The organism is Alteromonas sp. G4i13, from assembly GCF_054960505.1.
Genome location: NZ_JBHNYX010000015.1, coordinates 87,292 through 108,992 on the forward strand (window position 1 = coordinate 87,292; position 21,701 = coordinate 108,992).

Annotated in this window: 21 protein-coding genes; all 21 read left to right on the top strand. The window is 46.0% G+C overall.

Going from position 1 to position 21,701, the window contains the following annotated elements; translation table 11 throughout:
* The first annotated feature begins 42 nt into the window (after nucleotides 1-42).
* The 21 genes from trmJ (at nucleotide 43) to bamB (ending at nucleotide 21,653) form a co-directional block, all read left to right on the top strand.
* Nucleotides 43-807, top strand: a complete 765-nt coding sequence (gene trmJ, locus ACFI6J_RS09500; protein ID WP_348670529.1) for a tRNA (cytosine(32)/uridine(32)-2'-O)-methyltransferase TrmJ — start codon at nucleotides 43-45, stop codon at nucleotides 805-807.
* Between the two features lie 5 nt (nucleotides 808-812).
* Nucleotides 813-1,637: a serine O-acetyltransferase gene (cysE, locus tag ACFI6J_RS09505; RefSeq protein ID WP_014950181.1), complete on the top strand. Its 825-nt coding sequence runs from the start codon at nucleotides 813-815 to the stop codon at nucleotides 1,635-1,637.
* A 168-nt stretch (nucleotides 1,638-1,805) separates the two neighbouring features.
* On the top strand, nucleotides 1,806-3,260 hold the full coding sequence (locus tag ACFI6J_RS09510) for a flavin-containing monooxygenase (RefSeq protein WP_348670528.1): 1,455 nt from the start codon (nucleotides 1,806-1,808) through the stop codon (nucleotides 3,258-3,260).
* Nucleotides 3,261-3,309: 49 nt separating this feature from the next.
* Complete coding sequence (locus ACFI6J_RS09515; RefSeq protein ID WP_069944619.1) at nucleotides 3,310-4,221, top strand: alpha/beta fold hydrolase; 912 nt, start codon at nucleotides 3,310-3,312, stop codon at nucleotides 4,219-4,221.
* Between the two features lie 257 nt (nucleotides 4,222-4,478).
* Nucleotides 4,479-4,964: a Fe-S cluster assembly transcriptional regulator IscR gene (gene iscR / locus ACFI6J_RS09520; RefSeq protein ID WP_014950178.1), complete on the top strand. Its 486-nt coding sequence runs from the start codon at nucleotides 4,479-4,481 to the stop codon at nucleotides 4,962-4,964.
* 18 nt (nucleotides 4,965-4,982) lie between these two features.
* Nucleotides 4,983-6,149 (top strand): IscS subfamily cysteine desulfurase, encoded by a 1,167-nt coding sequence (locus ACFI6J_RS09525; protein WP_061486181.1) that lies wholly within the window; start codon nucleotides 4,983-4,985, stop codon nucleotides 6,147-6,149.
* A gap of 394 nt (nucleotides 6,150-6,543) precedes the next feature.
* Nucleotides 6,544-7,980 carry a Fe-S cluster assembly protein SufB gene (gene sufB, locus ACFI6J_RS09530; protein WP_014977038.1) on the top strand — a complete coding sequence of 479 codons (1,437 nt, stop codon included), beginning with the start codon at nucleotides 6,544-6,546 and terminating at the stop codon, nucleotides 7,978-7,980.
* 3 nt (nucleotides 7,981-7,983) lie between these two features.
* Entirely contained in the window at nucleotides 7,984-8,745 is a 762-nt protein-coding gene (gene sufC / locus ACFI6J_RS09535) for a Fe-S cluster assembly ATPase SufC (protein WP_014977037.1), read from the top strand.
* Nucleotides 8,742-9,998, top strand: a complete 1,257-nt coding sequence (gene sufD, locus ACFI6J_RS09540) for a Fe-S cluster assembly protein SufD (protein WP_014977036.1) — start codon at nucleotides 8,742-8,744, stop codon at nucleotides 9,996-9,998. Before sufC ends, sufD begins: the two co-directional genes overlap by 4 nt.
* Nucleotides 9,995-11,212 carry an aminotransferase class V-fold PLP-dependent enzyme gene (locus tag ACFI6J_RS09545; RefSeq protein WP_416022345.1) on the top strand — a complete coding sequence of 406 codons (1,218 nt, stop codon included), beginning with the start codon at nucleotides 9,995-9,997 and terminating at the stop codon, nucleotides 11,210-11,212. Before sufD ends, ACFI6J_RS09545 begins: the two co-directional genes overlap by 4 nt.
* 9 nt (nucleotides 11,213-11,221) lie before the next feature.
* On the top strand, nucleotides 11,222-11,578 hold the full coding sequence (locus ACFI6J_RS09550) for a HesB/IscA family protein (RefSeq protein ID WP_014977034.1): 357 nt from the start codon (nucleotides 11,222-11,224) through the stop codon (nucleotides 11,576-11,578).
* Between the two features lie 50 nt (nucleotides 11,579-11,628).
* Nucleotides 11,629-12,162, top strand: a complete 534-nt coding sequence (gene sufT / locus ACFI6J_RS09555) for a putative Fe-S cluster assembly protein SufT (RefSeq protein WP_014977033.1) — start codon at nucleotides 11,629-11,631, stop codon at nucleotides 12,160-12,162.
* A gap of 59 nt (nucleotides 12,163-12,221) precedes the next feature.
* Nucleotides 12,222-12,632 (top strand): SufE family protein, encoded by a 411-nt coding sequence (locus tag ACFI6J_RS09560; protein WP_014950170.1) that lies wholly within the window; start codon nucleotides 12,222-12,224, stop codon nucleotides 12,630-12,632.
* A 271-nt stretch (nucleotides 12,633-12,903) separates the two neighbouring features.
* Entirely contained in the window at nucleotides 12,904-13,335 is a 432-nt protein-coding gene (ndk, locus tag ACFI6J_RS09565; RefSeq protein ID WP_012519000.1) for a nucleoside-diphosphate kinase, read from the top strand.
* A gap of 510 nt (nucleotides 13,336-13,845) precedes the next feature.
* Nucleotides 13,846-14,964 carry a dual-specificity RNA methyltransferase RlmN gene (gene rlmN, locus ACFI6J_RS09570; RefSeq protein WP_014977032.1) on the top strand — a complete coding sequence of 373 codons (1,119 nt, stop codon included), beginning with the start codon at nucleotides 13,846-13,848 and terminating at the stop codon, nucleotides 14,962-14,964.
* A 24-nt stretch (nucleotides 14,965-14,988) separates the two neighbouring features.
* Nucleotides 14,989-16,179 (top strand): type IV pilus biogenesis/stability protein PilW, encoded by a 1,191-nt coding sequence (gene pilW, locus ACFI6J_RS09575; RefSeq protein ID WP_348667897.1) that lies wholly within the window; start codon nucleotides 14,989-14,991, stop codon nucleotides 16,177-16,179.
* Between the two features lie 6 nt (nucleotides 16,180-16,185).
* On the top strand, nucleotides 16,186-17,223 hold the full coding sequence (locus ACFI6J_RS09580) for a RodZ domain-containing protein (RefSeq protein ID WP_278345745.1): 1,038 nt from the start codon (nucleotides 16,186-16,188) through the stop codon (nucleotides 17,221-17,223).
* A gap of 8 nt (nucleotides 17,224-17,231) precedes the next feature.
* Nucleotides 17,232-18,350 carry a flavodoxin-dependent (E)-4-hydroxy-3-methylbut-2-enyl-diphosphate synthase gene (gene ispG, locus ACFI6J_RS09585; protein ID WP_014950167.1) on the top strand — a complete coding sequence of 373 codons (1,119 nt, stop codon included), beginning with the start codon at nucleotides 17,232-17,234 and terminating at the stop codon, nucleotides 18,348-18,350.
* A gap of 82 nt (nucleotides 18,351-18,432) precedes the next feature.
* Nucleotides 18,433-19,716 carry a histidine--tRNA ligase gene (hisS, locus tag ACFI6J_RS09590; RefSeq protein ID WP_014979825.1) on the top strand — a complete coding sequence of 428 codons (1,284 nt, stop codon included), beginning with the start codon at nucleotides 18,433-18,435 and terminating at the stop codon, nucleotides 19,714-19,716.
* Between the two features lie 12 nt (nucleotides 19,717-19,728).
* Nucleotides 19,729-20,349: a YfgM family protein gene (locus ACFI6J_RS09595; RefSeq protein WP_014950165.1), complete on the top strand. Its 621-nt coding sequence runs from the start codon at nucleotides 19,729-19,731 to the stop codon at nucleotides 20,347-20,349.
* Nucleotides 20,350-20,393: 44 nt separating this feature from the next.
* On the top strand, nucleotides 20,394-21,653 hold the full coding sequence (gene bamB, locus ACFI6J_RS09600) for an outer membrane protein assembly factor BamB (protein WP_416022338.1): 1,260 nt from the start codon (nucleotides 20,394-20,396) through the stop codon (nucleotides 21,651-21,653).
* Nucleotides 21,654-21,701: the final 48 nt, after the last annotated feature.

A 21,701-nucleotide genomic window follows, 5' to 3' on the forward strand; every position in this document is an offset into this window, starting at 1 on the left:
AATTAAAGACGCTATCCAAATAAGTACGTAGGTATTACACGCATGCTCGAGAATATTCGCATTATTTTAGTTAACACGTCTCACACGGGAAACATCGGCTCGACAGCAAGAGCTATGAAAACCATGGGGCTGAGCAGCTTATATCTTGTCGACCCAGTAAATGAGCCAGACGGCCAAGCCAGTGCATTGGCGGCAGGGGCTGGTGATGTGCTTGCTAACGCGAAAATTGTAAGCACGCTGGAAGAGGCAGTTAAAGACTGTGGCTTGGTAGTAGGGACGTCTGCACGCTCTCGCACTCATTCATGGCCTATGTTAGGCCCGCGCGACTGTGGCGAAAAGCTGGTCCAAGAAGTAGAAAAGTACCCGGTAGCCTTGGTGTTTGGGCGTGAGAACAGTGGTTTAACTAATGAAGAGCTGCAGCAGTGTCACTTCCATATGTGTATTCCAGCCAACCCTGAATACAGCTCACTTAATTTAGCAGCAGCAGTGCAAACCCTTTGTTATGAAATTCGCATGGCCTATCTAAATCGCGAAACATATCCAAGTGTTGAGGAAGAATATCCACTGAATGACGATTTAGAGCGTTTTTATACGCATTTGGAAACCACGCTGGAAGGCACGTCGTTCATTCGCAAAAGTCACCCAGGTGTGGTTATGACTAAGCTACGCCGCTTGTTTAACCGAGCACGCCCTGAGTCTCAAGAGCTTAATATATTACGCGGTATATTGGCGTCTATCGATAAATCGGTGAAGAATGCTAACTCAGGCGATTCGGACTCTGCACCAGCGATAGAAGAAAAAGAGTAAACACTATGTTCGCCCGTATCAAAGATGATATTCAAGGTGTTTTTCATCGCGACCCAGCGGCCAGAAACACTTTTGAAGTGCTAACCAACTATCCTGGCCTCCATGCGGTGTGGCTACATCGTATTAGCCACAAATTGTGGAAGGCTGAATGGAAATGGTTGGCACGCAGTTTATCAACCTTTAGCCGCTGGCTTACGGGGATTGAAATTCATCCTGGTGCCACGTTAGGACGACGGGTATTTATCGACCACGGTATGGGTGTGGTCATTGGTGAAACAGCAGAAATTGGCGATGATGTCACCCTTTACCACGGCGTTACTCTTGGAGGCACTAGCTGGAGAGCAGGTAAGCGCCACCCAACCCTTAAAAAAGGCGCTGTAGTTGGGGCTGGTGCCAAAGTGTTGGGGCCTATTATTATAGGTGAAAACGCTAAAGTAGGGTCTAACTCTGTGGTCGTAAAAGATATTCCTGATGGCGCTACGGCAGTGGGGATCCCCGGGCGTATCATTATCTCGAAGCAAAAAGAGATGAATGCGTCGGTAAACCCCGAGCGAGATAAAATTGCCCAGAAATATGGTTTTGATGCCTATGCTGTCGCGCCAGATAACCCTGATCCTGTGGCCAATGCGATGGGCATAATGCTAGAGCACATGCACCAAATGGACACCAAAGTGGAAGAGATGTGCAAGGTCATTCAGTCACTAGGTGGCGATGTGTGTACCGATAATTTACACAATATTAGCGCTGAAGATTTCGCAGAAACGGGTTTCGACCTAACGGAAACCCAAGAGCGAGAGAAGGCTCATTCTTCTTTCGACCCCGCTATTTAACTCTAATTCCGCAAACTATTTTCGGGTGCTAAGGCGGAGAACCTTCACCCTTATATAGTAAAAATTCACAAAAGCTTGTTTTTACAAAACATTAACAAGCACATTGACTCATGCATAACTCCAACATACATTGAGATGAAAGGTTGATCATCACTTTTCAGGGACGTTATGCAAGAAACAGCGCCATTACTCGACGTACTAATTGTTGGAGCCGGAATTTCGGGTATCGGCTGCGCCTACCATATTCAAAAAAAATGTCCTGACCTTTCATATTCTATTATAGAAGCCCGCAGTGATTTGGGCGGCACATGGGATTTATTCAAATACCCGGGAATACGCTCAGATTCTGATTTATTCACCTTTGGCTACGAATTCAAACCTTGGAAAGAGAAAAAGGCCATTGCTGATGGTCGTTCAATAAAGGCTTACGTAGAAGAAACCGCGGCTGAAAACGGTATTAAAGAGCACATACGTTTTTTAACTCGTGTGGTAGATATAGATTGGCAAAGCGGTAAACACTATTGGCGGGTTACGTTAAAGTCAGAAGAGAGTGGGCAGCATGAGCACATTGCCGCCAGATGGATATTTAACGCTTCGGGTTATTATCGATACGATAAAGGTTATGCACCACATTTCAAAGGGCAATCACAATTTAACGGTCAGATTGTACATCCACAGCACTGGCCTGAAGATCTGGAATACGAAAACAAACGCGTAGTGGTAATCGGAAGCGGTGCAACGGCGGTAACGCTGGTTCCCGCACTAGCGAAAAGCGCATCGCACGTGACTATGCTGCAAAGAACGCCATCCTACGTATTGCCTGTTCCTGTAGATGACCCAATCGCAAAACAATTACGCGCGTGGTTTAGCGAGGATACAGCGTTTAAAGCTGCGCGTTGGTTTAACATAGCGAAACAGCGTTGGGTGTACGCATTTTGTCAGCGCTTTCCGCATCGTGCGCGCAAAATAATACGCAGTCTTAATGCAAAAATGTTACCAGAAGGGTATCCAGTAGATATACACTTTAACCCACCTTACAATCCTTGGGAGCAGCGACTGTGTGCAGTTCCGGGTGGAGATTTATTCGAGTCAATTTCGAAAGGTAAGACGTCGGTTGCAACAGATACTATAGAAACGTTTACTGAAACGGGCATTAAACTTGATTCGGGCCAGCATATTGAAGCAGATATTATAGTAACAGCCACTGGATTAAACCTTCTGCCTCTAGGAGGGATAGTGCCAAAAATTGATGGTGAAGCTGTTTCGCTTCCAGAATGTGTTACGTATAAAGGTATGTTACTCAGTGGCGTGCCTAATTTTGCTATCGCGGTGGGTTATACAGCTTCATCGTGGACACTAAAAATTGGCCTTCTATGTGAACATTTCACGCGATTGCTCAATCATATGGAAGAGCACGGCTTTACACAGTGTACACCTATAGCAGACCCAAATATGGAAACACAACCGTTGCTAAACTTTGGCGCTGGCTACATCCAACGCTCTTTAGAACAATTGCCACGTCAAGGCACGCAGTTTCCTTGGTCTATGTCGTTCAATTATGCACAAGACGTGAAGATTTTTCGGAAAGGTCGTGTAGACGATCCAGCGCTTAAGTTTGAATAGAAATTTTAATAGACGCACACTTACTTTTATTAAATCACGAGAGCTTTAAATGAGTTTAGCCCAGCATCATGAGCAATACGTAACGCTTAAAAGCGGTGATAGGTTTTGCTATGCCGAACATGGTGTCGGAAATACCGACACCATTGTACTCATTGTGGGTTTAGGTCTTCAGTTGGTTTATTGGCCAAACGCGCTTATTGAGCGTTTAGTTTCTAGTGGATTTCGCGTTATTTGCTTTGACAATCGTGATGCAGGAAGGTCAGTACGCAGCGACACACCGCATCCCAGCCTATTACAGCAGTTAAGAGGAAGGTCGCCGAAAGGTGCATATGGACTTGAACGGATGGCTGAAGATACTGCACAGTTGTTAGAGGCGCTAAATATATCAAGCGCACATATCGCAGGAATGTCTATGGGAGGGATGATTGCACAGACTCTTGCAAGTCTGCATCCTGAAAAAGTGATATCTATGACGTCTATTTTCTCGACGACAGGGAATCGCCGCGTAGGGCAACCCTCTTATTCAACGCTATGGCGAATGGCAAGAGCTAAAGCGCCAATGAACGAAAAAGACGCAGTAAAAAACTATCAGGCAATGATGACGCATATTGGCGATGTAGCTGCAAACGGAGCCGTAAATCAATGGCATCAGTACGCGCGTTTGGCATGGCAGCGAAATGGTGGCAAAAGTGATGCAAAAGCGATGTTCCGGCAAATCGGTGCTATTATGAAATCTGGGGACCGAACGCCAATGCTTCAAAATGTCAAAGCCCCAACATTAGTGATACACGGAGATGTTGATCACATGGTGCATCCCAGTGGCGGTGTTGCGACAGCCAGGGCTATATCAGGTGCTAAACATCAAATATTGCGCGGGTTGCGCCATCAAATTGATACCGTTCAATCACATCGGATAGCAGACAGTATTCTTGCTCATATTCACTTAAATGCAAACAAATAGCGCTTATGGTCGACGTTATCATTCATTTGCAGAATAAACGATTTCTTAGCATTTAGCGTAGAAGTAACCACGCAAATTTGGCACCTACTAGCGTCTATTAGTGCTTATTTGGATCGGGCTAAAATGAAACGAAAGCCTTGATGTACAAAAGCGATTACTCGAATCAATAATACCTGACTATTTTACTAGGTCTTATACTTGACCATTTTAGTCGGGTATGTGAAAATTCCCGCACTATAAAACGGCGGGAGAATCCAATGAAACTCACTTCGAAAGGGCGCTATGCGGTTACCGCAATGCTTGATGTCGCTTTGCATTCAAAGCGTGGTCCAGTGCCTCTTGCCGACATTTCAGAACGACAAGAAATTTCTTTATCTTACCTTGAACAGCTTTTTTCTCGATTGCGTAAAGAGCAATTAGTAGACAGTGTTCGCGGGCCTGGCGGCGGCTATTTGTTAGGCCGTGAAGCAAGCAAAATTGCGATAGGCGAAGTCATTCGCGCCGTCGACGAGTCCATTGATGCGACACGTTGCCAAGGACAAGCAGACTGTCAAGGCGGCGATCGCTGCCTAACGCACAGCTTGTGGCAAGACCTAAGTGATCGCATTGCGGCGTTTTTGAATTCAATTACGTTGGGCGAGTTAATGGCAAAGCGTGATGTGCAAGAGGTAGCCGACCGTCAAGACGGTAATGCATCACTTCGTCATATCACCAAAGATATCGAAGTTAGTATTCAACTTTAAATTGGTATTGAGTAACGCATGGCTTTATCAACACCCATTTATTTAGATTACGCAGCAACAACACCGGTAGACCCGAATGTGGCCGAGGCAATGGCAAAATGCCTAACGCTGGATGGCAACTTTGGTAACCCAGCTTCTCGTAGCTATCGCTTCGGCTGGATGGCAGAAGAAGCGGTTGATGTTGCTAGAAATCAAATCAGCGACGCGCTTAATTGCGACCCTAGAGAAATTGTTTTTACTTCGGGGGCCACTGAATCGAACAATCTTGCTATAAAAGGCGTCGCCCAAGGTTATGCCAATAAACGCAAACATATCATTACCGTTAACACCGAACATAAAGCGGTGTTGGATACCTGTGAGTTCTTACAAAGCCAAGGCTTTGAGGTTACCTATCTTGAAGTATTGCCAAACGGTTTAATTGATTTAAATGATCTCAAAAACGCGTTGCGCGACGACACTATTTTGGTGTCGGTGATGCATGTGAACAATGAACTTGGTGTTATCCAAGACATTCAAGCTATTGGCCAGCTTTGTCGTGACAAAGGCATTCTTTTTCATGTGGATGGTGCGCAAAGTGTGGGCAAAATTGCCATTGATTTAGGCGAGCTTCCTATAGATTTGCTGTCTATATCGGCGCACAAGATATACGGCCCGAAAGGTATGGGGGCACTATATGTGCGTCGCCGTCCCAAAATTAATCTGGTGGCACAAATTCATGGCGGGGGCCACGAGCGCGGCATGCGGTCGGGTACATTAGCCACCCACCAAATTGTTGGAATGGGTGAAGCCATCGCGCTAGCTTCTTCAAAAATAGAAGAGGATAGTGCGCGCATATTAGCGCTGCGTGAATCGCTGTGGCAGGGCCTTCAACAGCTCGACGATATCTATTTAAATGGGCACGCAACACAGCGTATCCCGGGTATTTTAAATGTGAGCTTTGCGGGTGTAGACGGTGAAAGCTTGATGATGGGTTTAAATGATATTGCTGTATCTTCAGGGTCGGCGTGTACATCAGCGAGTCTAGAGCCCTCGTATGTGCTGAAAGCGATTGGCCGCAGCAACGAATTGGCGCATGCAGGAATTAGATTCAGCGTGGGGCGTTTTACGACCCAAGAAGACATCGATTACGTAATACAAAAAGTAGTGGATGTAACCACAAGACTACGCCAAGCGGTTTCAGCATAAACGCCTATACCGTCGTTGAGCGCGGTTTTTTGTAGTAGGCAAAGCGTAGTTAGTGTTAGCGCATTCTTTTTTATTTTAGTGAATGTGGAAGAAAATTAATGCGCGTTTGAAGGAAATGGACCTTTAAGAAGCGTTTAAAACGCGTAAGTGGCCATAAATTAATGGCTGAATATTTGAGTGAAATAGTCGGGTATTATATACTACGGCACCAAAATTTTAGGCTGTCCGCAATGTAACTGGCAGTTTTGGCAACTCTTTTGGGCGTAAACCCAAATAAATGACGTTGTTGAAGTTGAAAGTCGATATAAATTACCAAGACCGTGGGGTGATTTATTTGCCAGTTAAATAGAAAGGTTAGTGGCAGCAAATGCAGGCAAACAAGTGAGATCCCAACATGAGTGAACAGATCGAACAGGCGTTAGAAAGAAAGTACGATGCGGGTTTCTATTCAGAAATCGAATCGGAAACGTTTGAAAGCGGCCTGGACGAGTCGGTTATCCGCCGCATATCAGCAATGAAAAACGAGCCTGAATGGATGCTTGAATGGCGTTTGAAGTCTTATCATGCATGGCTAAAAATGGAAGAGCCTGATTGGGCGCATGTCGACTATCCGAAAATCGATTATCAGGCCATTTCTTATTACTCGGCACCAAAGAGTATGAAAGATAAGCCTAAGTCGCTAGATGAAGTTGACCCTGAGCTACTTCGCACCTATGAAAAGCTGGGCATTCCTCTACACGAGCAGGAAATGCTGGCAGGCGTTGCGGTAGATGCGGTATTCGACTCGGTATCGGTTGTAACTACGTTCCGCGATAAGCTTGAAGAAGCGGGAGTGATCTTTTGCCCAATTTCTGAGGCAGTACAGAAGTACCCAGACCTTGTAAAGAAATACATCGGTTCGGTAGTGCCGCGCACAGATAACTATTTTGCTGCGCTTAATAGCGCTGTATTTACTGACGGTTCATTTGTTTATATTCCAAAAGGCACACGTTGCCCAATGGAGCTTTCTACTTATTTCCGTATTAACGAAATGAACACCGGTCAGTTCGAGCGTACCTTGATTGTTGCTGATGAAGGCAGCTATGTAAGCTACCTTGAAGGTTGTACCGCACCGCAGCGCGATGAAAACCAGCTGCATGCGGCAGTGGTTGAGCTAGTGGCAATGGACGATGCGCAAATTAAATACTCAACGGTACAGAACTGGTACCCGGGTGACGAGAACGGTAAAGGCGGTATCTACAACTTCGTGACAAAACGTGGTGTAGCGCATACCAATGCGAAAATCTCGTGGACGCAGGTTGAAACGGGCTCTGCCGTTACGTGGAAGTACCCAAGCTGTGTACTTAAAGGCGATAACAGTGTAGGTGAATTCTACTCAGTAGCGCTAACGCGCGGTCGCCAGCAGGCTGATACCGGTACTAAGATGATCCACGTGGGTAAAAATACCAAGTCGACCATTATCTCTAAAGGTATCTCAGCGGGTAACAGTAACAACGCCTATCGCGGGCTGGTTCAAATGGGCCCTCGCGCAGACGGAGCACGTAACTTCACCGAGTGTGACTCGCTACTTATCGGTGACAAATGTGGCGCGCACACATTCCCGTATATCGAAAGCCGCAACCCTTCAGCCATTGTTGAGCACGAAGCAACTACATCGAAGGTGAGCGACGAACAATTATTCCTGTGTCAGCAACGTGGCTTAGACACAGAAAAGGCCGTTTCTATGATTGTTAACGGTTTCTGTAAAGAAGTATTCAAAGAGCTGCCAATGGAATTTGCCGTAGAAGCCGGCAAGCTGCTCGAAATTAGTCTTGAAGGTTCAGTGGGGTAATCAATGCTTAGTATCAAGAATTTACATGCCAGCGTGGAAGAGAAAAACATCATTAAAGGTCTTAACCTTGAAGTTAAACCTGGTGAAGTACACGCTATCATGGGCCCCAACGGAGCCGGTAAAAGTACACTAGGCTACGTCCTATCTGGTCGTGATGGTTACGAAGTAAGCGAAGGCGAAGCCACGCTTAACGGTAAAGATCTACTAGAGCTTGAAGTAGAAGAGCGTGCCCGCGAAGGCCTTTTCCTTGCGTTTCAATACCCAGTTGAGATTCCTGGCGTAAGCAATATGGAATTCATGAAAGAGTCAGTTAACGCTATGCGCGAACAGCGCGGCGAAGCGCCATTAACTGCTGCTGAGTTTCTAAAGAAAGCAAAAGAAGCGTGTAAGCAAGTACAGCTTCCATTGGATTTCTTGAAGCGCGGTGTGAACGAAGGTTTCTCTGGCGGTGAGAAGAAGCGTAACGAAATCATGCAAATGATTTTGCTAGAGCCAACGCTTTGTATTCTTGATGAATCAGATTCTGGCCTTGACGTTGACGCGCTACAGGTTGTTGCCGACGGCGTTAACAGCCAGCGCGACGGTGAGCGTAGCTTCATCGTTGTTACCCACTACCAGCGTCTTTTAGACTACATCAAGCCTGACTTTGTTCACATTCTTGCCGACGGCAAAATTGTGAAAAGCGGTGACGCGTCACTAGCGCTAGAAGTAGAGAAGAGCGGATACGCGTTCCTAGGTAAAGCGTACGAGGAGGCTGAAGCATGAGTCAATGGCTAGAACAGGTCATTGATGCGGCGCAAATCTCCGATTACTTAGCGCCCGTGCGTCAGCAGGCCTTAGAAAAGTTAAAAGCTGATGGTTGGCCAGCCCGTAGAAACGAAAGCTGGCGCTTTACACCGTTAACGCCTGTAGAAAAGCGTGATGCAAAACAAGCGGTTCAGGCAGACAGTTTGCCGGTACCCGCTATCGATAACCTAAATGCTATCGACCTTGTATTTGTAGACGGTGTATTGGTTACGCAGGTTAACACGCTAGATGTGCCAGCCGGTATGAGTATTACCTCACTGAACAGTGATGATGCGGCTACCCAGCAAGCTATTAGCAGTGTGTATGGTCAAGTTAAACCAACTCGTCATATGTTTGGTCTAGTCAACGACGCGCTGTGCCAACACGGTATATTTATTAATGTTGAAGCAGGCGCGAAGATTGACACGCCAGTGCGCATTGTGAACATGGCGTCGCAAAATGTTGATGCTCATACCCGTGTGGTGGTGAAGGTCGGTGAAGGCGCAAGTGCTACTGTTATCGAGCAAGGTTTTGGCGATACGGAAAGTTTAACCACTGCGTTTGCTGAATATGACCTGGCTGATGATGCACATCTAGAGCACTATCGTTTTGCCATGTTTACTGGCAAAGCTAAGCAATTAGGCGGTAGCCACTTTAAGCTACATAACCGCACCACGCTTAACAGCACCATGGTGGGCTATGGCAGTGAGCTTTCCCGTTTAGATGTAGACATTCATCACGCCGGCGAATTTGCCGATGCGAAAATGAACGCCATTTATCTTCTGGCGGAAGGCGAGTTATTTGACCTTCACTCTACTATTGAGCACGCCATGCCTAATGGTACGACAGAAGAAAACGCGCGCGGAATTGTAGGCGATAAAGCACGTGCCGTGTTTAATGGTCGCATTCATATCCATCGTGACGCGCAAAAAACATTGGCTGAACTTAATAACCGCAACTTGTTGCTATCTCGCCGTGGTGTAATCAACACCAAGCCTGAGCTTGAAATTTATGCTGATGACGTAAAATGTGCGCACGGTGCAACGGTTGCTGAAATTGAAGAAGAAGCCTTGTATTACATGCTTACCCGCGGCGTTTCTCGCAGTAAAGCACTGGTAATGCTCAACTTTGGCTTCATTCAAGAGCTTATAAACGACGTGCCTAATGCGGCAGTCCGTGAATGGCTAGCACCAATTTTAAGTGAGCGCTTCGCCCAAATGGAGGTGAAATGAGCTTAGACGTTGCAGCACTTCGTGCCCAGTTTCCTATTTTATCTAAAACGGTAGACGGCAAGCCGCTGGTATACCTAGATAACGCGGCAACAACGCAAAAACCTCAGGCCGTTATCGACGCTTTAGTCGATTTTTATACGGGGACGAATGCAAACGTGCACCGCGGTGCGCACCATTTATCGGATGAAGCCACGCGCCGCTACGAAAATGCACGTACCAGCGTCGCAAAGTTTATTAACGCGAATGCGCGTGAAGAAGTCATTTGGACGTCAGGCACCACAGAAGCCATCAATATAGTCGCCAATGGTCTTAGACAGCTTCTAAGCGAAGGTGACGAAGTGATGGTGACTGAGCTTGAGCACCACGCAAACTTGGTGACTTGGCAGCAAGCGTGTCGCCGCTCTGGTGCAACGCTCAATGTGGTGCCTATTTTTGACAGCGGAGAGTTAGACGTAGACGCTTTCGATAGACTGCTGTCTGAAAACACTAAGCTGGTGGCGTTTCCTCACGTATCGAATGCATTAGGAACGGTTAACCCAATTAAACTGCTGACTGAAAAAGCGAAAGCGGTTGGTGCATGGGTGCTGGTTGATGGTGCTCAAGGCATTGCTCACGGCGGTGTTGACGTACAAGACATTGGCTGCGATTTTTACGCATTTTCAGGCCACAAGCTATTTGGTCCAACGGGCATTGGCTGTTTGTGGGGTAAAAAAGAGGTGCTAGAAACCTGGCCTGTTTGGCAGGTGGGCGGCGAGATGATTAAAGACGTGACCTACCATGAAGCCACATGGGGTGCATTGCCAAATCGTTTAGAAGCCGGTACGCCAAACATCGCAGGTGCCATTGGTATGGGCGCTGCAGTAGATTGGTTTAGTGCCCTTGATGTCAATGCTTTGCATGAACATGAACAAAAGCTGCTTGCCTATGCTACCGAGCAGGCCGAAGCGTTTGACGGTATGCGGATAATCGGTACGGCACCTAACAAGGTAGGCGTGCTGAGCTTTCTGCTGGAAGGCGCGCACCCGGCGGACGTGGGCTTCATTCTTGATAGACAAGGCGTTGCAATTCGTACCGGTGATAACTGTGCACAGCCGCTAATGAAGCGCCTTGGTATACCGGGTACTGCCCGTGCGTCGTTCTCAATTTACAATACGCTTGAAGAAGTAGACAGCCTATTTGCTGCGCTTAAAAAAGCAAAAATGATGTTGGCCTAAGGAGGCATTATGAGTGTGGAAACTTTCGTACCTAGTACAAAACTCGTTTCGCTAACTGACAGTGCCGTTAAGCATTTCGAAAGTAAGCTTAAAGACAAGCCAGGTCAGTTAATTCGTTTATCGACAAAAGTAAGCGGCTGTACAGGTTACGCCTATGTGCTTGATTTCGCAGATAGTGCGCAAGCCGATGACGAAATTGTTGAAATTTCGCCAGTACTTAACGTAGCCGTGGCTGCAGATGCCACCGACCTACTGCGTAATACTGAAATTGATTACGTTACAGAAGGTGTGAACGGCGTCATTAAATACAACAACCCGAACGTGGTTGATGAGTGCGGATGCGGTGAAAGCTTTAACGTTGGCTAAGTGCCACGTCAAAGGCCATCAGTGGTAGAACAAAGAGTACTAAGTAGCTTATGAAGCAAAAAATGGTGACCACCGAGCGCGACTGTAAAGCGCGCTTGGTTCCAGCGGGCAATCCTACCGTGATCCCTGAAGGCGAGTTTGTGAATATCACCCAAGAGCTCGGTGGTAACTATACGGTAACGTGGCGTGGCAACATGTACCGCATCGATGGTACTGATGCAGGTGCTATTGGCCGAAAAGCGATGACATTGAGCTTTGACGCGCCAGAAGATGGCAATATTAGCGAACAGCAAGTGTGGGACGCTTTAGAAACTATCTTTGACCCTGAGATCCCTATCAATCTCGTATCCCTTGGTCTTATCTACAAAGTGGAAATTGATCAAGATACTAGCAGCGTCAATATTGATATGACCCTGACCGCACCAGGCTGCGGCATGGGCCCAGTATTGGTTGGCGACGTTGAATACCGCGTTGCCATGGTTCCCCATGTTAAAAACGTCAACGTAGAGCTTGTATTCGACCCTGCATGGTCCCGTGATATGATGAGTGAAGAAGCACAGCTTGAAGCAGGCCTGTTCTTCTAATCATCCACACAGTGAAATTTAATCACACAATTTTTCAAACAAATTAAGCGGAAATAGCAATGCAACTACCTAGCAGTGACGAAATTATTGATGATTTAGCGTTCTTCGACGATTGGGAACAGCGTTATCAGTACATCATTGATTTAGGGAAATCTATTCCGGGCTTGCCTGAAGATGCTAAAACACCCGAGCGTTTGGTCAAAGGGTGTCAGAGCAGCGTTTGGCTGGTGGAGTCTTACGACGGCAATAAAATCAACTTTGACGTAGACAGCGATGCAGTTATCGTTCAAGGGCTGCTTGCGTTAGTACTTGCCGCTTATAATGACAAAACGCCAACAGATATTTTGGCGTTTGATATCGACGGCTATTTTGAAGCACTAGACCTAGAGCGTCATATAACGCCAACCCGCGGCAATGGCTTACGCGCCATTGTGGGTAAAATTCAAGAATTAGCAAAAGCCAACGCTTAACTTTTTAAGCGTTGGTTTCTTTAAGCCGTTTTAGGGTTTCATAGTAAAGGCAGTGGGGCAGGTGAGTCCTCGATAATTAGTTCTGTGCAAAATAATCTGTACGCTGTCATCATATTGTCATCGCCAACAGGCTAACCTTTCTCTACATTTGCGCATAAAAACAGTACTTTATATCTGATTTGATAAAGGCTCTGGTCAAGCTGCTATTTATTGCCTATAATTCGCGGCCAAAATTTTAAAGATACACACACTATTTGTTTGGAGAGAGAACATGGCTCTTGAGCGTACTTTTTCGATTATCAAGCCTGATGCGGTAGCTAAAAACGTAATCGGTGCAATTTACAACCGTTTCGAATCTGCAGGTCTTCGCATCGTGGCATCTAAGATGATCCACATGAGCAAAGAGCAAGCAGAAGGCTTTTATGCAGAACACAAAGAGCGTCCTTTCTTCGGCGCACTTGTAGACTTCATGACGTCTGGTCCTGTTATGGTTCAAGTACTAGAAGGCGAAAACGCAGTTCTAGCTAACCGTGAAATCATGGGCGCAACTAACCCAGCTGATGCAGCTGCAGGTACACTGCGTTCAGACTACGCTGCGTCAATCGACGAAAACGCAGTTCACGGTTCTGACGCACCTGAGTCAGCAGCACGTGAAATTGCTTACTTCTTCTCTGAAGAAGAAATCTGCCCACGTACTCGCTAAGATTACGTAGGTAGAATTAACGGGGCTATAAGCCCCGTTTTTTGTTTCTGAGCGTCTGAGCACGCTTTATGCTGCTTTGCTCGGCGCTCATTTAGGCAAGCTAAACCACGCTTCTCGCGCATTGCCTAAAGCGCGCTCAGTCACTCAGAAGAAAGATACACGCTTTGTGCCGCTTTGCTCGGCGCTCATTTAGGCAAGCTAAACCACGCTTCTCGCGCATTGCCTAAAGCGCGCTCAGTCACTCAGAAGAAAGATTCACGCTTTATGCTGCTTTGCTCGGCGCTCATTTAGACGAGCTAAACCACGCTTCTCGCGCATTGCCAAACTTAACGTTTCTCTGCGTTAAATCGGCTTTTTCTCAAATCTCATCTGTGGTAAAATCCGCGCAAATTTTAATCAGCGCTTTTCTTTTTCTTAAATGTCGTTCAAGACATAGTCGAATCGCTGGTTTTTACACCGTATTCAGTAGTAAGAGGGGCATCCCTCGAAGGTAAAAGGGTCATCTTATTCATGGCAAAAACTAACTTATTAAACTTAAATCGCGAAGGCTTGCGCAATTTCTTCAAAGAAATGGGCGAGAAACCGTTTCGTGCCGATCAGGTGATGAAATGGATTTACCAGCACGGTATCAGCGATTTCGAGGAAATGAGTAACCTCAATAAAAACCTTCGCGCGATGCTCATTGAAAATTGCGAAATTAAAGCGCCTGAAATTGCATACTTTCAAGAAGCGAGCGACGGCACTATTAAGTTTGCACTTACCCTTGAAGGTGGTCAGGAAGTTGAATCTGTTTGGATCCCAGAAACTGACCGTGCAACGCTTTGCGTGTCATCACAGGTAGGTTGCGCGCTAGAGTGTACTTTCTGTTCAACCGCGCAGCAGGGGTTTAACCGTAACCTAAGTGTAAGTGAAATTATTGGTCAGGTATGGCGTGTAGCTACTTTCCTTGGTCTTTCAAAAGACTCAAGCAAACGCCCTATCACTAACGTAGTAATGATGGGTATGGGTGAGCCACTGCTTAACCTTAAAAACGTTGTACCAGCAATGGATATTATGCTGGACGATTTCGGTTTCGGCCTGTCTAAACGCCGCGTTACGCTAAGTACATCGGGCGTGGTTCCAGCGCTAGATATGTTGGGTGACCAAATAGACGTAGCTTTAGCTATTTCATTACACGCACCCACCGATGAGTTGCGCAACGAAATCGTGCCTATCAATAAGAAGTACAATATCGAAGCCTTCTTAGCGGGCGTACGTCGTTATCTGGCCAAATCTAAAGCGAACCAAGGCCGTGTAACGGTAGAATACGTTATGCTTTCAAACATCAATGACAGCACTGAACAAGCGCACCAGTTGGCAAAGGTATTGAAAGACACACCTAGTAAAATAAACTTAATACCATTTAACCCTTACCCAGGTTCGCCTTATACATGTTCAAGCAATTCGCGTATTGATAGATTCGCAAAAGTGCTTATGGAATATGGGTTTACAACCGTTGTGCGTAAAACGCGAGGTGATGATATAGACGCAGCATGCGGTCAATTAGTGGGTGATGTGGTAGACAGAACGAAAAGAATGTTAAAAAAACAGGTGAAGGGCGAAGCAATTTCAGTAAAAATGGCCCAATAATCATTAAGATATTAGGGTAAGACTATGGTTGCGGGATTGCGAACGTCACTTAAAATTGGCTTTTTAAGCGCGATTATTTTCACTTCTGGCTGTGTCAGTAATAGCCAGTCAGGGTTGTATGGCGGTAACTTCGATCACGAAGAAGCCGCCAAAACACGCATGTCCCTTGGTCTTACCTACCTTCAAAATAACAACTACACGCAGGCAAAAAAGAACCTCGACAAAGCGCTTGAGTTTAATCCACGCTCTGCAGACGTTCAGTTTGCGATGGCATATTACTATCAGCTGGTGGGGGATAACCTTCGAGCGGAAGAGTACTATGAAACTGCTATCGACCTAGCGCCTAACAATGGCGATATTGCCAACAGTTATGGCGCGTTTAAGTGCCAAAACGGCGAATACGAAAAAGCCAAAGCGTATTTCTTTGATGCTATAAATAACAGGCTTTACGCTAACGCAGCGCAAACCTACGAGAACTTGGCATTGTGCGCGCAAAGTCAAGGTAAGCTAGATGAAGCGATCGGCTATTTTCAAGACGCATTAAAACATCAGCCTGCTAGGGGCAAAAGCCTGTTCTTACTCAGTGAACTTTACACGGTTTCAGAACAGTGGGAACTTGCTGAATCTACGTTACGAAAATACGAACGTGTTGCCAAAGTTACGCCTGATTCATTGTGGTTAGCTTATGAAATAGCCAAAGGGAAAGGGGACTTAGAGACTGCAAAGGGTTATGGCGAAATGATGATGTCATTGTTCCCTGAAAGTGAGCTTACTAAACGTTACTTAGTGCAACGTGAAAGTATGCAAAACAGAGTGGTTAAAACTGTCAAATCTACACAGCCAAACGATTCTGAAACACAAATAAGCGAAAACCAAGCAAATACCGATGGGCTTGCACAAACATCATCAAATGATAAAGAAAATGAAAAGAGCGTCGCCCAAGACAACGACGCTCAGCGTCAATCTCAGAGCAATAACACCGACAACGCTCCTACAGCCACAGCTAACACACCAGAAAAAGCACAAAATACTGAATTATCTGTGCAAAGTGATAAATTCCATGTAGTAAAAGAAGGTGAAAACTTATATCGTATTTCTTTATTGCACAATATCAAAATGGCAACACTGCAAGAGTGGAATAACCTTGAAAATACTGGCGCTATTATTGCTGGTCAGACGCTTTGGTTAGTACCACCGAGTATGCAGGAGGAATAAGGTTTAATGGTGTCGGAAGAAAAAGCGAATCAAGAAGTTACTTCGCAACAACAAGAAAACACGCCAAGTCCAGGGGCAATGCTAAAAGCGCGCCGTGAAACGCTAGGTTTGTCTCAACAAGATATTGCTGATAAATTATTTTTGAAAGCTAAACAAATCAATGATTTAGAAAATGATGTCATTGATGAAAAGTCTTCGGTGACTTTTACAAAAGGATACGTGAGAAATTATGCCAAGCAATTAGGCATGAATTCTCAAGAAGTTATAGAGGCATTCGAACGCTTCCACAATCAAACATCTGTACCGTCTTCAGAGAAATTACAGAGCTTTTCAAAGCGTGTCGCAAAACAGACACACGATGACAGGTGGATGATGGTAACTTATGTTATTTTACTTCTTATCATTGCCGCCGTTGTCGTTTGGTGGTATCAACAGCCTAGTGACGACACGGTAGCTGAACTGCCACTTAGTGAGGCTGTTAAGCGAGAAGCCGCTAATACGCCTGTCCCATCGGCGGGCACAGATACTGACAGTGTAACTACTGACGCCTCGCCCTCGCAGGGTGATACGGCTGGAAACAATCAGCTAGACACGGGCGTGAGCAATAGTACAAGCTCAGAAACCAGCGGTGCGTTCAGCGACCAAGATAGTGGTTTTAACCAAGACGGTAGCTTGAATGATGGTGCAATCTCAGCACCCGATACAGAGGTAAATGATAGCAATAACCTAACCGCTCTGGTTAACTCTGCGAGTAGTAACGAACCCCAACCCAACCTTAATGTGAATAGTCAGTCTGATGCAGCGCCAATTGCTATGGTTTTCACTTTCGACGATGACTGTTGGGTTAATATAAAAGACGCGTCTGGAGAAGCTATTGCCTATGGGGTAAAGCTAAAAGGACGAGTTATGGAAATTCAAGGCGTTCCTCCTGTTGAAGTTACGCTCGGTGCACCGGATAATGTGCGCATATCAGTTAACGGCGAGTCTGTTGATATTTCTTCATACCAAAACGGTAAAACAGCTCGCTTCACACTTCCTTTATAGGTAATTAGATGTTTGCAGAAAGCCCTATTAAGCGCAGAAAGTCTACGCGTATTAATGTAGGTAACGTCCCCATTGGTGATGGCGCTCCCATTGCTGTTCAATCTATGACGAATACGCGGACCACTGATGTGGCAGCGACCGTCGATCAAATAAACCGTATTGTTGCAGTGGGTGGGGAGATCGTTCGAGTATCTGTGCCCACGATGGAAGCGGCTGAAGCATTTAAAGAAATTAAAAAGCAGGTGAGTGTGCCACTCGTTGCAGACATTCATTTCGACTACCGTATCGCACTTAAGGTTGCTGAATACGGCGTAGATTGTCTGCGTATTAACCCAGGTAATATAGGTAATATGGAGCGTGTGCGCTCTGTGGTCGATTGTGCAAAAGACAAAAATATTCCTATTCGCATTGGTGTGAACGGTGGCTCGTTAGAAAAAGACTTACAAGAGAAGTACGGTGAGCCAACGCCAGAAGCGCTGGTTGAATCCGCAATGCGTCATGTGGATATTCTCGACAAACTTAACTTTGATCAATTCAAAGTCAGCGTTAAAGCGTCAGATGTTTTCTTAGCTGTTGGCGCCTATCGTTTATTGGCACAAAAAATAGACCAGCCGCTTCACTTAGGTATTACCGAAGCAGGTGGTCAGCGCGCCGGCGCCGTGAAGAGTGCAGTTGGCTTAGGTATGCTATTGGCTGAAGGTATTGGTGATACGTTGCGCGTATCGTTAGCCGCTGATCCGGTGGAAGAAATCAAGGTAGGCTTTGATATTCTGAAGTCACTGCGTATTCGCTCGCGCGGTATAAACTTTATTGCTTGCCCGAGTTGTTCACGACAAGAATTCGATGTAATCGGCACAGTGAATGCTCTTGAGCAGCGATTGGAAGATATTCTTACGCCAATGGATGTCTCTATCATCGGTTGCGTGGTTAACGGCCCAGGCGAAGCAGAAGTGTCTGATTTGGGCCTCACTGGCGCACGTAACATGAGCGGCCTATATGAAGACGGTAAGCGCGTTAAAGAACGTCTTCCTAACGACGATCTAGTGGATAAGCTTGAAGCTAAGATTCGCGCCAAAGCATCGCGTATGAGTGAACAAAATAAAATTCAGGTCTCGGTTAAAGACTGAGACATTTTTTGTTCATTGTTGTTTATTCCCAAAGCCCCTATAATGCGGGGCTTTTCACTATTTAGCAGTATGAGAATTTCACGTGGCTAAGACTATTCAGGCAATTCGAGGCATGAATGACTGCCTACCGGAGATTTCCGGTACATGGCAGAAGGTAGAATCTGTACTTCGTCAGGTTGTGGCGAGTTATGGTTACCAGGAAATACGTACTCCCATCGTTGAAAGCACCGACTTGTTCAAGCGCTCTATCGGTGAAGTTACCGATATCGTTGAAAAAGAAATGTATACCTTCGAAGATAGAAATGGCGACAGCTTAACGCTACGTCCAGAAGGTACGGCAAGTTGCGTGCGCGCAGGAAACGAGCACGGCTTATTGTACAACCAGCAGCAACGCCTGTGGTACATGGGGCCAATGTTCCGTCATGAACGTCCACAAAAAGGGCGTTATCGCCAGTTCCATCAGTTCGGTGTAGAGACCTACGGTATGGACGGCCCTGACATCGACTTAGAAGTGATTCTTCTTAGTGCACGCTTTTGGAAAGCTTTTGGTATTGAGCAGCACGTAAAACTTCAAATCAATACCTTAGGTTCAAATGAAGCGCGTGCTGCATATCGCGATACGCTGGTTGATTTCTTAAAACAGCGTGCAGACCAGCTCGACGAAGATTCACTGCGACGACTTGAAACGAATCCACTTCGCGTACTCGATTCAAAGAACCCTGATGTTCAAGCTGCTATTGCCGATGCGCCAGCGCTAATCGATCATCTTGATGAAGAATCTAAAGTACATTTTGAAACCTTGTGTTCGCGCTTAACGCAAGCAGGTATTGAGTTTGAAATTAATCCTCGACTAGTGCGCGGATTAGATTACTACAACCGTACTGTGTTTGAGTGGGTGACAGATAGCTTGGGAGCCCAAGGTACAGTGTGTGCTGGAGGCCGTTACGATGGCTTGGTAGAGCAACTCGGGGGCAAAGCAACGCCTGCGGTTGGTTTTGCTATGGGTATTGAACGTTTGGTACTGTTGCTGACCACGTTAACCGAAGAAGGTCAGGACTCAAGTTTCGCAGACGTTTACGTAACGGCGATGGGCGAAGAGGCACAGTCATACGCTATTGAGGTAGCAGAGCATCTTCGAAATACGCTTCCTAATACACGCATAATGATGCACTGTGGCGGCGGCAATTTTAAAAAACAACTAAAGCGTGCAGATAAAACAGGCGCACGTTTAGCGCTGCTTTTAGGCAATGACGAAATGCAGTCTCGCGAAGTAGGTGTTAAACCACTGCGCGATGGTCAAGAACAAGTTACAGTCAGCTTCGATACCTTATCTGATAAGGTTGCAGAGATGCTGAGCGCAAAATAAAAAGAGGACATCATGGAACAGTTCGCAACAGAAGAACAACAAGTAGAAGCGATTAAACGTTTTTGGAAAGAGCACGGTACTGCAATTATTGTCGGTGCAGCGCTTGGTCTAGGTGGCCTTTGGGGCTGGAGAGCGTATTCAGAGGCGCAAATTGAAACTAAAGAAGCGGCATCGGTTGCCTATCAAAATGCCGTAGAGACTTTTGGTACCGAAGGCAGTGACGCAAAAGTTAAAGCTTTTATCGAAGAGAACAAAGACAGTGGTTATGCAAGCATCGCTAGTCTTCTTGCTGCTAAGCAAGCGGTAGATGCCGGTGATTTAGACGCTGCAGCTTCTCACCTAAATAGCGTAGTAACCTTTGCCGAAAATGACGAATTGAAAGTACTTGCCTCACTTCGTTTGTCGCGTGTGCAAATTGAAATGAACCAGCTGGACGCGGCGTTGTCTACGCTTAGCAATGTAACAAACGACGCATTTGCAGCAGAAGTTTCTGAATTAAAAGGCGATGTGTATCAAAAACAAGGCAAGTTTGATGATGCTCGCTTAGCTTATTCAAATGCGTTAGAAAAAAATGCCAACAATCCGCTTTTACAAATGAAGTTAGATAACCTATCGGTATCTGCTGCGCAATAAGCGAAAGCCTTAGGGCTGGTATAAATAATAAAGAGGTACGCAATTTGTTTCACAACACGTGTGGCCGTAAAGGTCGATTTGCTCGCACGATAGGTATGGCACTCGCGGTGTCTATCACAATGTCTGGCTGCTCAACTATTTCAGACTGGTTTGCAGATGACGAAGAATTAGAGATTCGTCGTTTAAAGCCTATTGAGGCTAAATTCACACCTAAATTAGTGTGGGATCGCGATATTGGTGATGGCGTTAATCATTACTTCTCTCGTCTTCGCCCTGTTTATGCCTATGACAAGCTTTATGCTGCCGATCGCCATGGCGCCGTTGTCGCGATGGACCCTGAGTCGGGTAAAGTGTTGTGGGAGAAAGATTTCGCACAGTTTCGCTCTGAGGGCATGCTAAGCTCAGTCACTAATTTGTGGCGTAGCGGTGAGACTGCACGTATTGGTGGTATCGCCGTAGCAGACAGACACGTATTCATTGGTACAGAAAACGGCTATGTAGCTGCAATGGATGCGGAAACCGGAGAGATGGTTTGGGATGCGTCTGTCCCCGGTGAGATTTTAGCGGCTCCGGCTGCTGATGAAGGCATCTTAGTGGTTAACACGGGTGCTGGTAGCTTATTTGGTTTCAATACCCGCACTGGTGAACAGTTGTGGAGACACGAAGGTGATACTCCTCCGCTAACACTACGTGGTATTTCTGGCCCAATCGCATCTAACGGTGGTGCTATCATCGGCACACCTACAGGTAAAATTCAGGTTAATCTTATCGAAACAGGTGTACTTGCGTGGGAAACGGTAATTGCAACGCCTTCTGGTGCAACAGAGTTAGAGCGTATTGTTGATATCGACACAACGCCTGTTTTATTTGGCGGCACGGTTTACACGGTTTCTTACAACGGAACATTAGCTGCTGTAGAGTTACGTTCAGGTCGTGTAATTTGGAAACGTGAATATGCATCGTTTCGCAATTTGAATATCGACGGCAATAAAATTTTTGTTGTAGACAACAACTCTAATGTTTACGCCCTTGATAGACGAAACGGCGTAGAGCTTTGGTCTCAAGGTTCACTTAAGCATCGTTCATTAACGGCTGCTACTCCAGTAGGCGACCATGTGGTTGTTGGTGATAACTGGGGCTTTCTACACTGGATTGAACAAGAAACAGGTGAAGTTGTTGCACGCCTAGATGTTGGCGGCGATGACGAAGATGATTCAATCTATGCTGCGCCGTTGAAGGTTGATGATAAGATTATAGCGGTAACACGAAATGGCGTAATAGCGTCGGTGCAAGTTCCAAAGTAACAGGAACGTTTCGCTAAAATTTAAACAGAAAAGGCGCTTAAAGCGCCT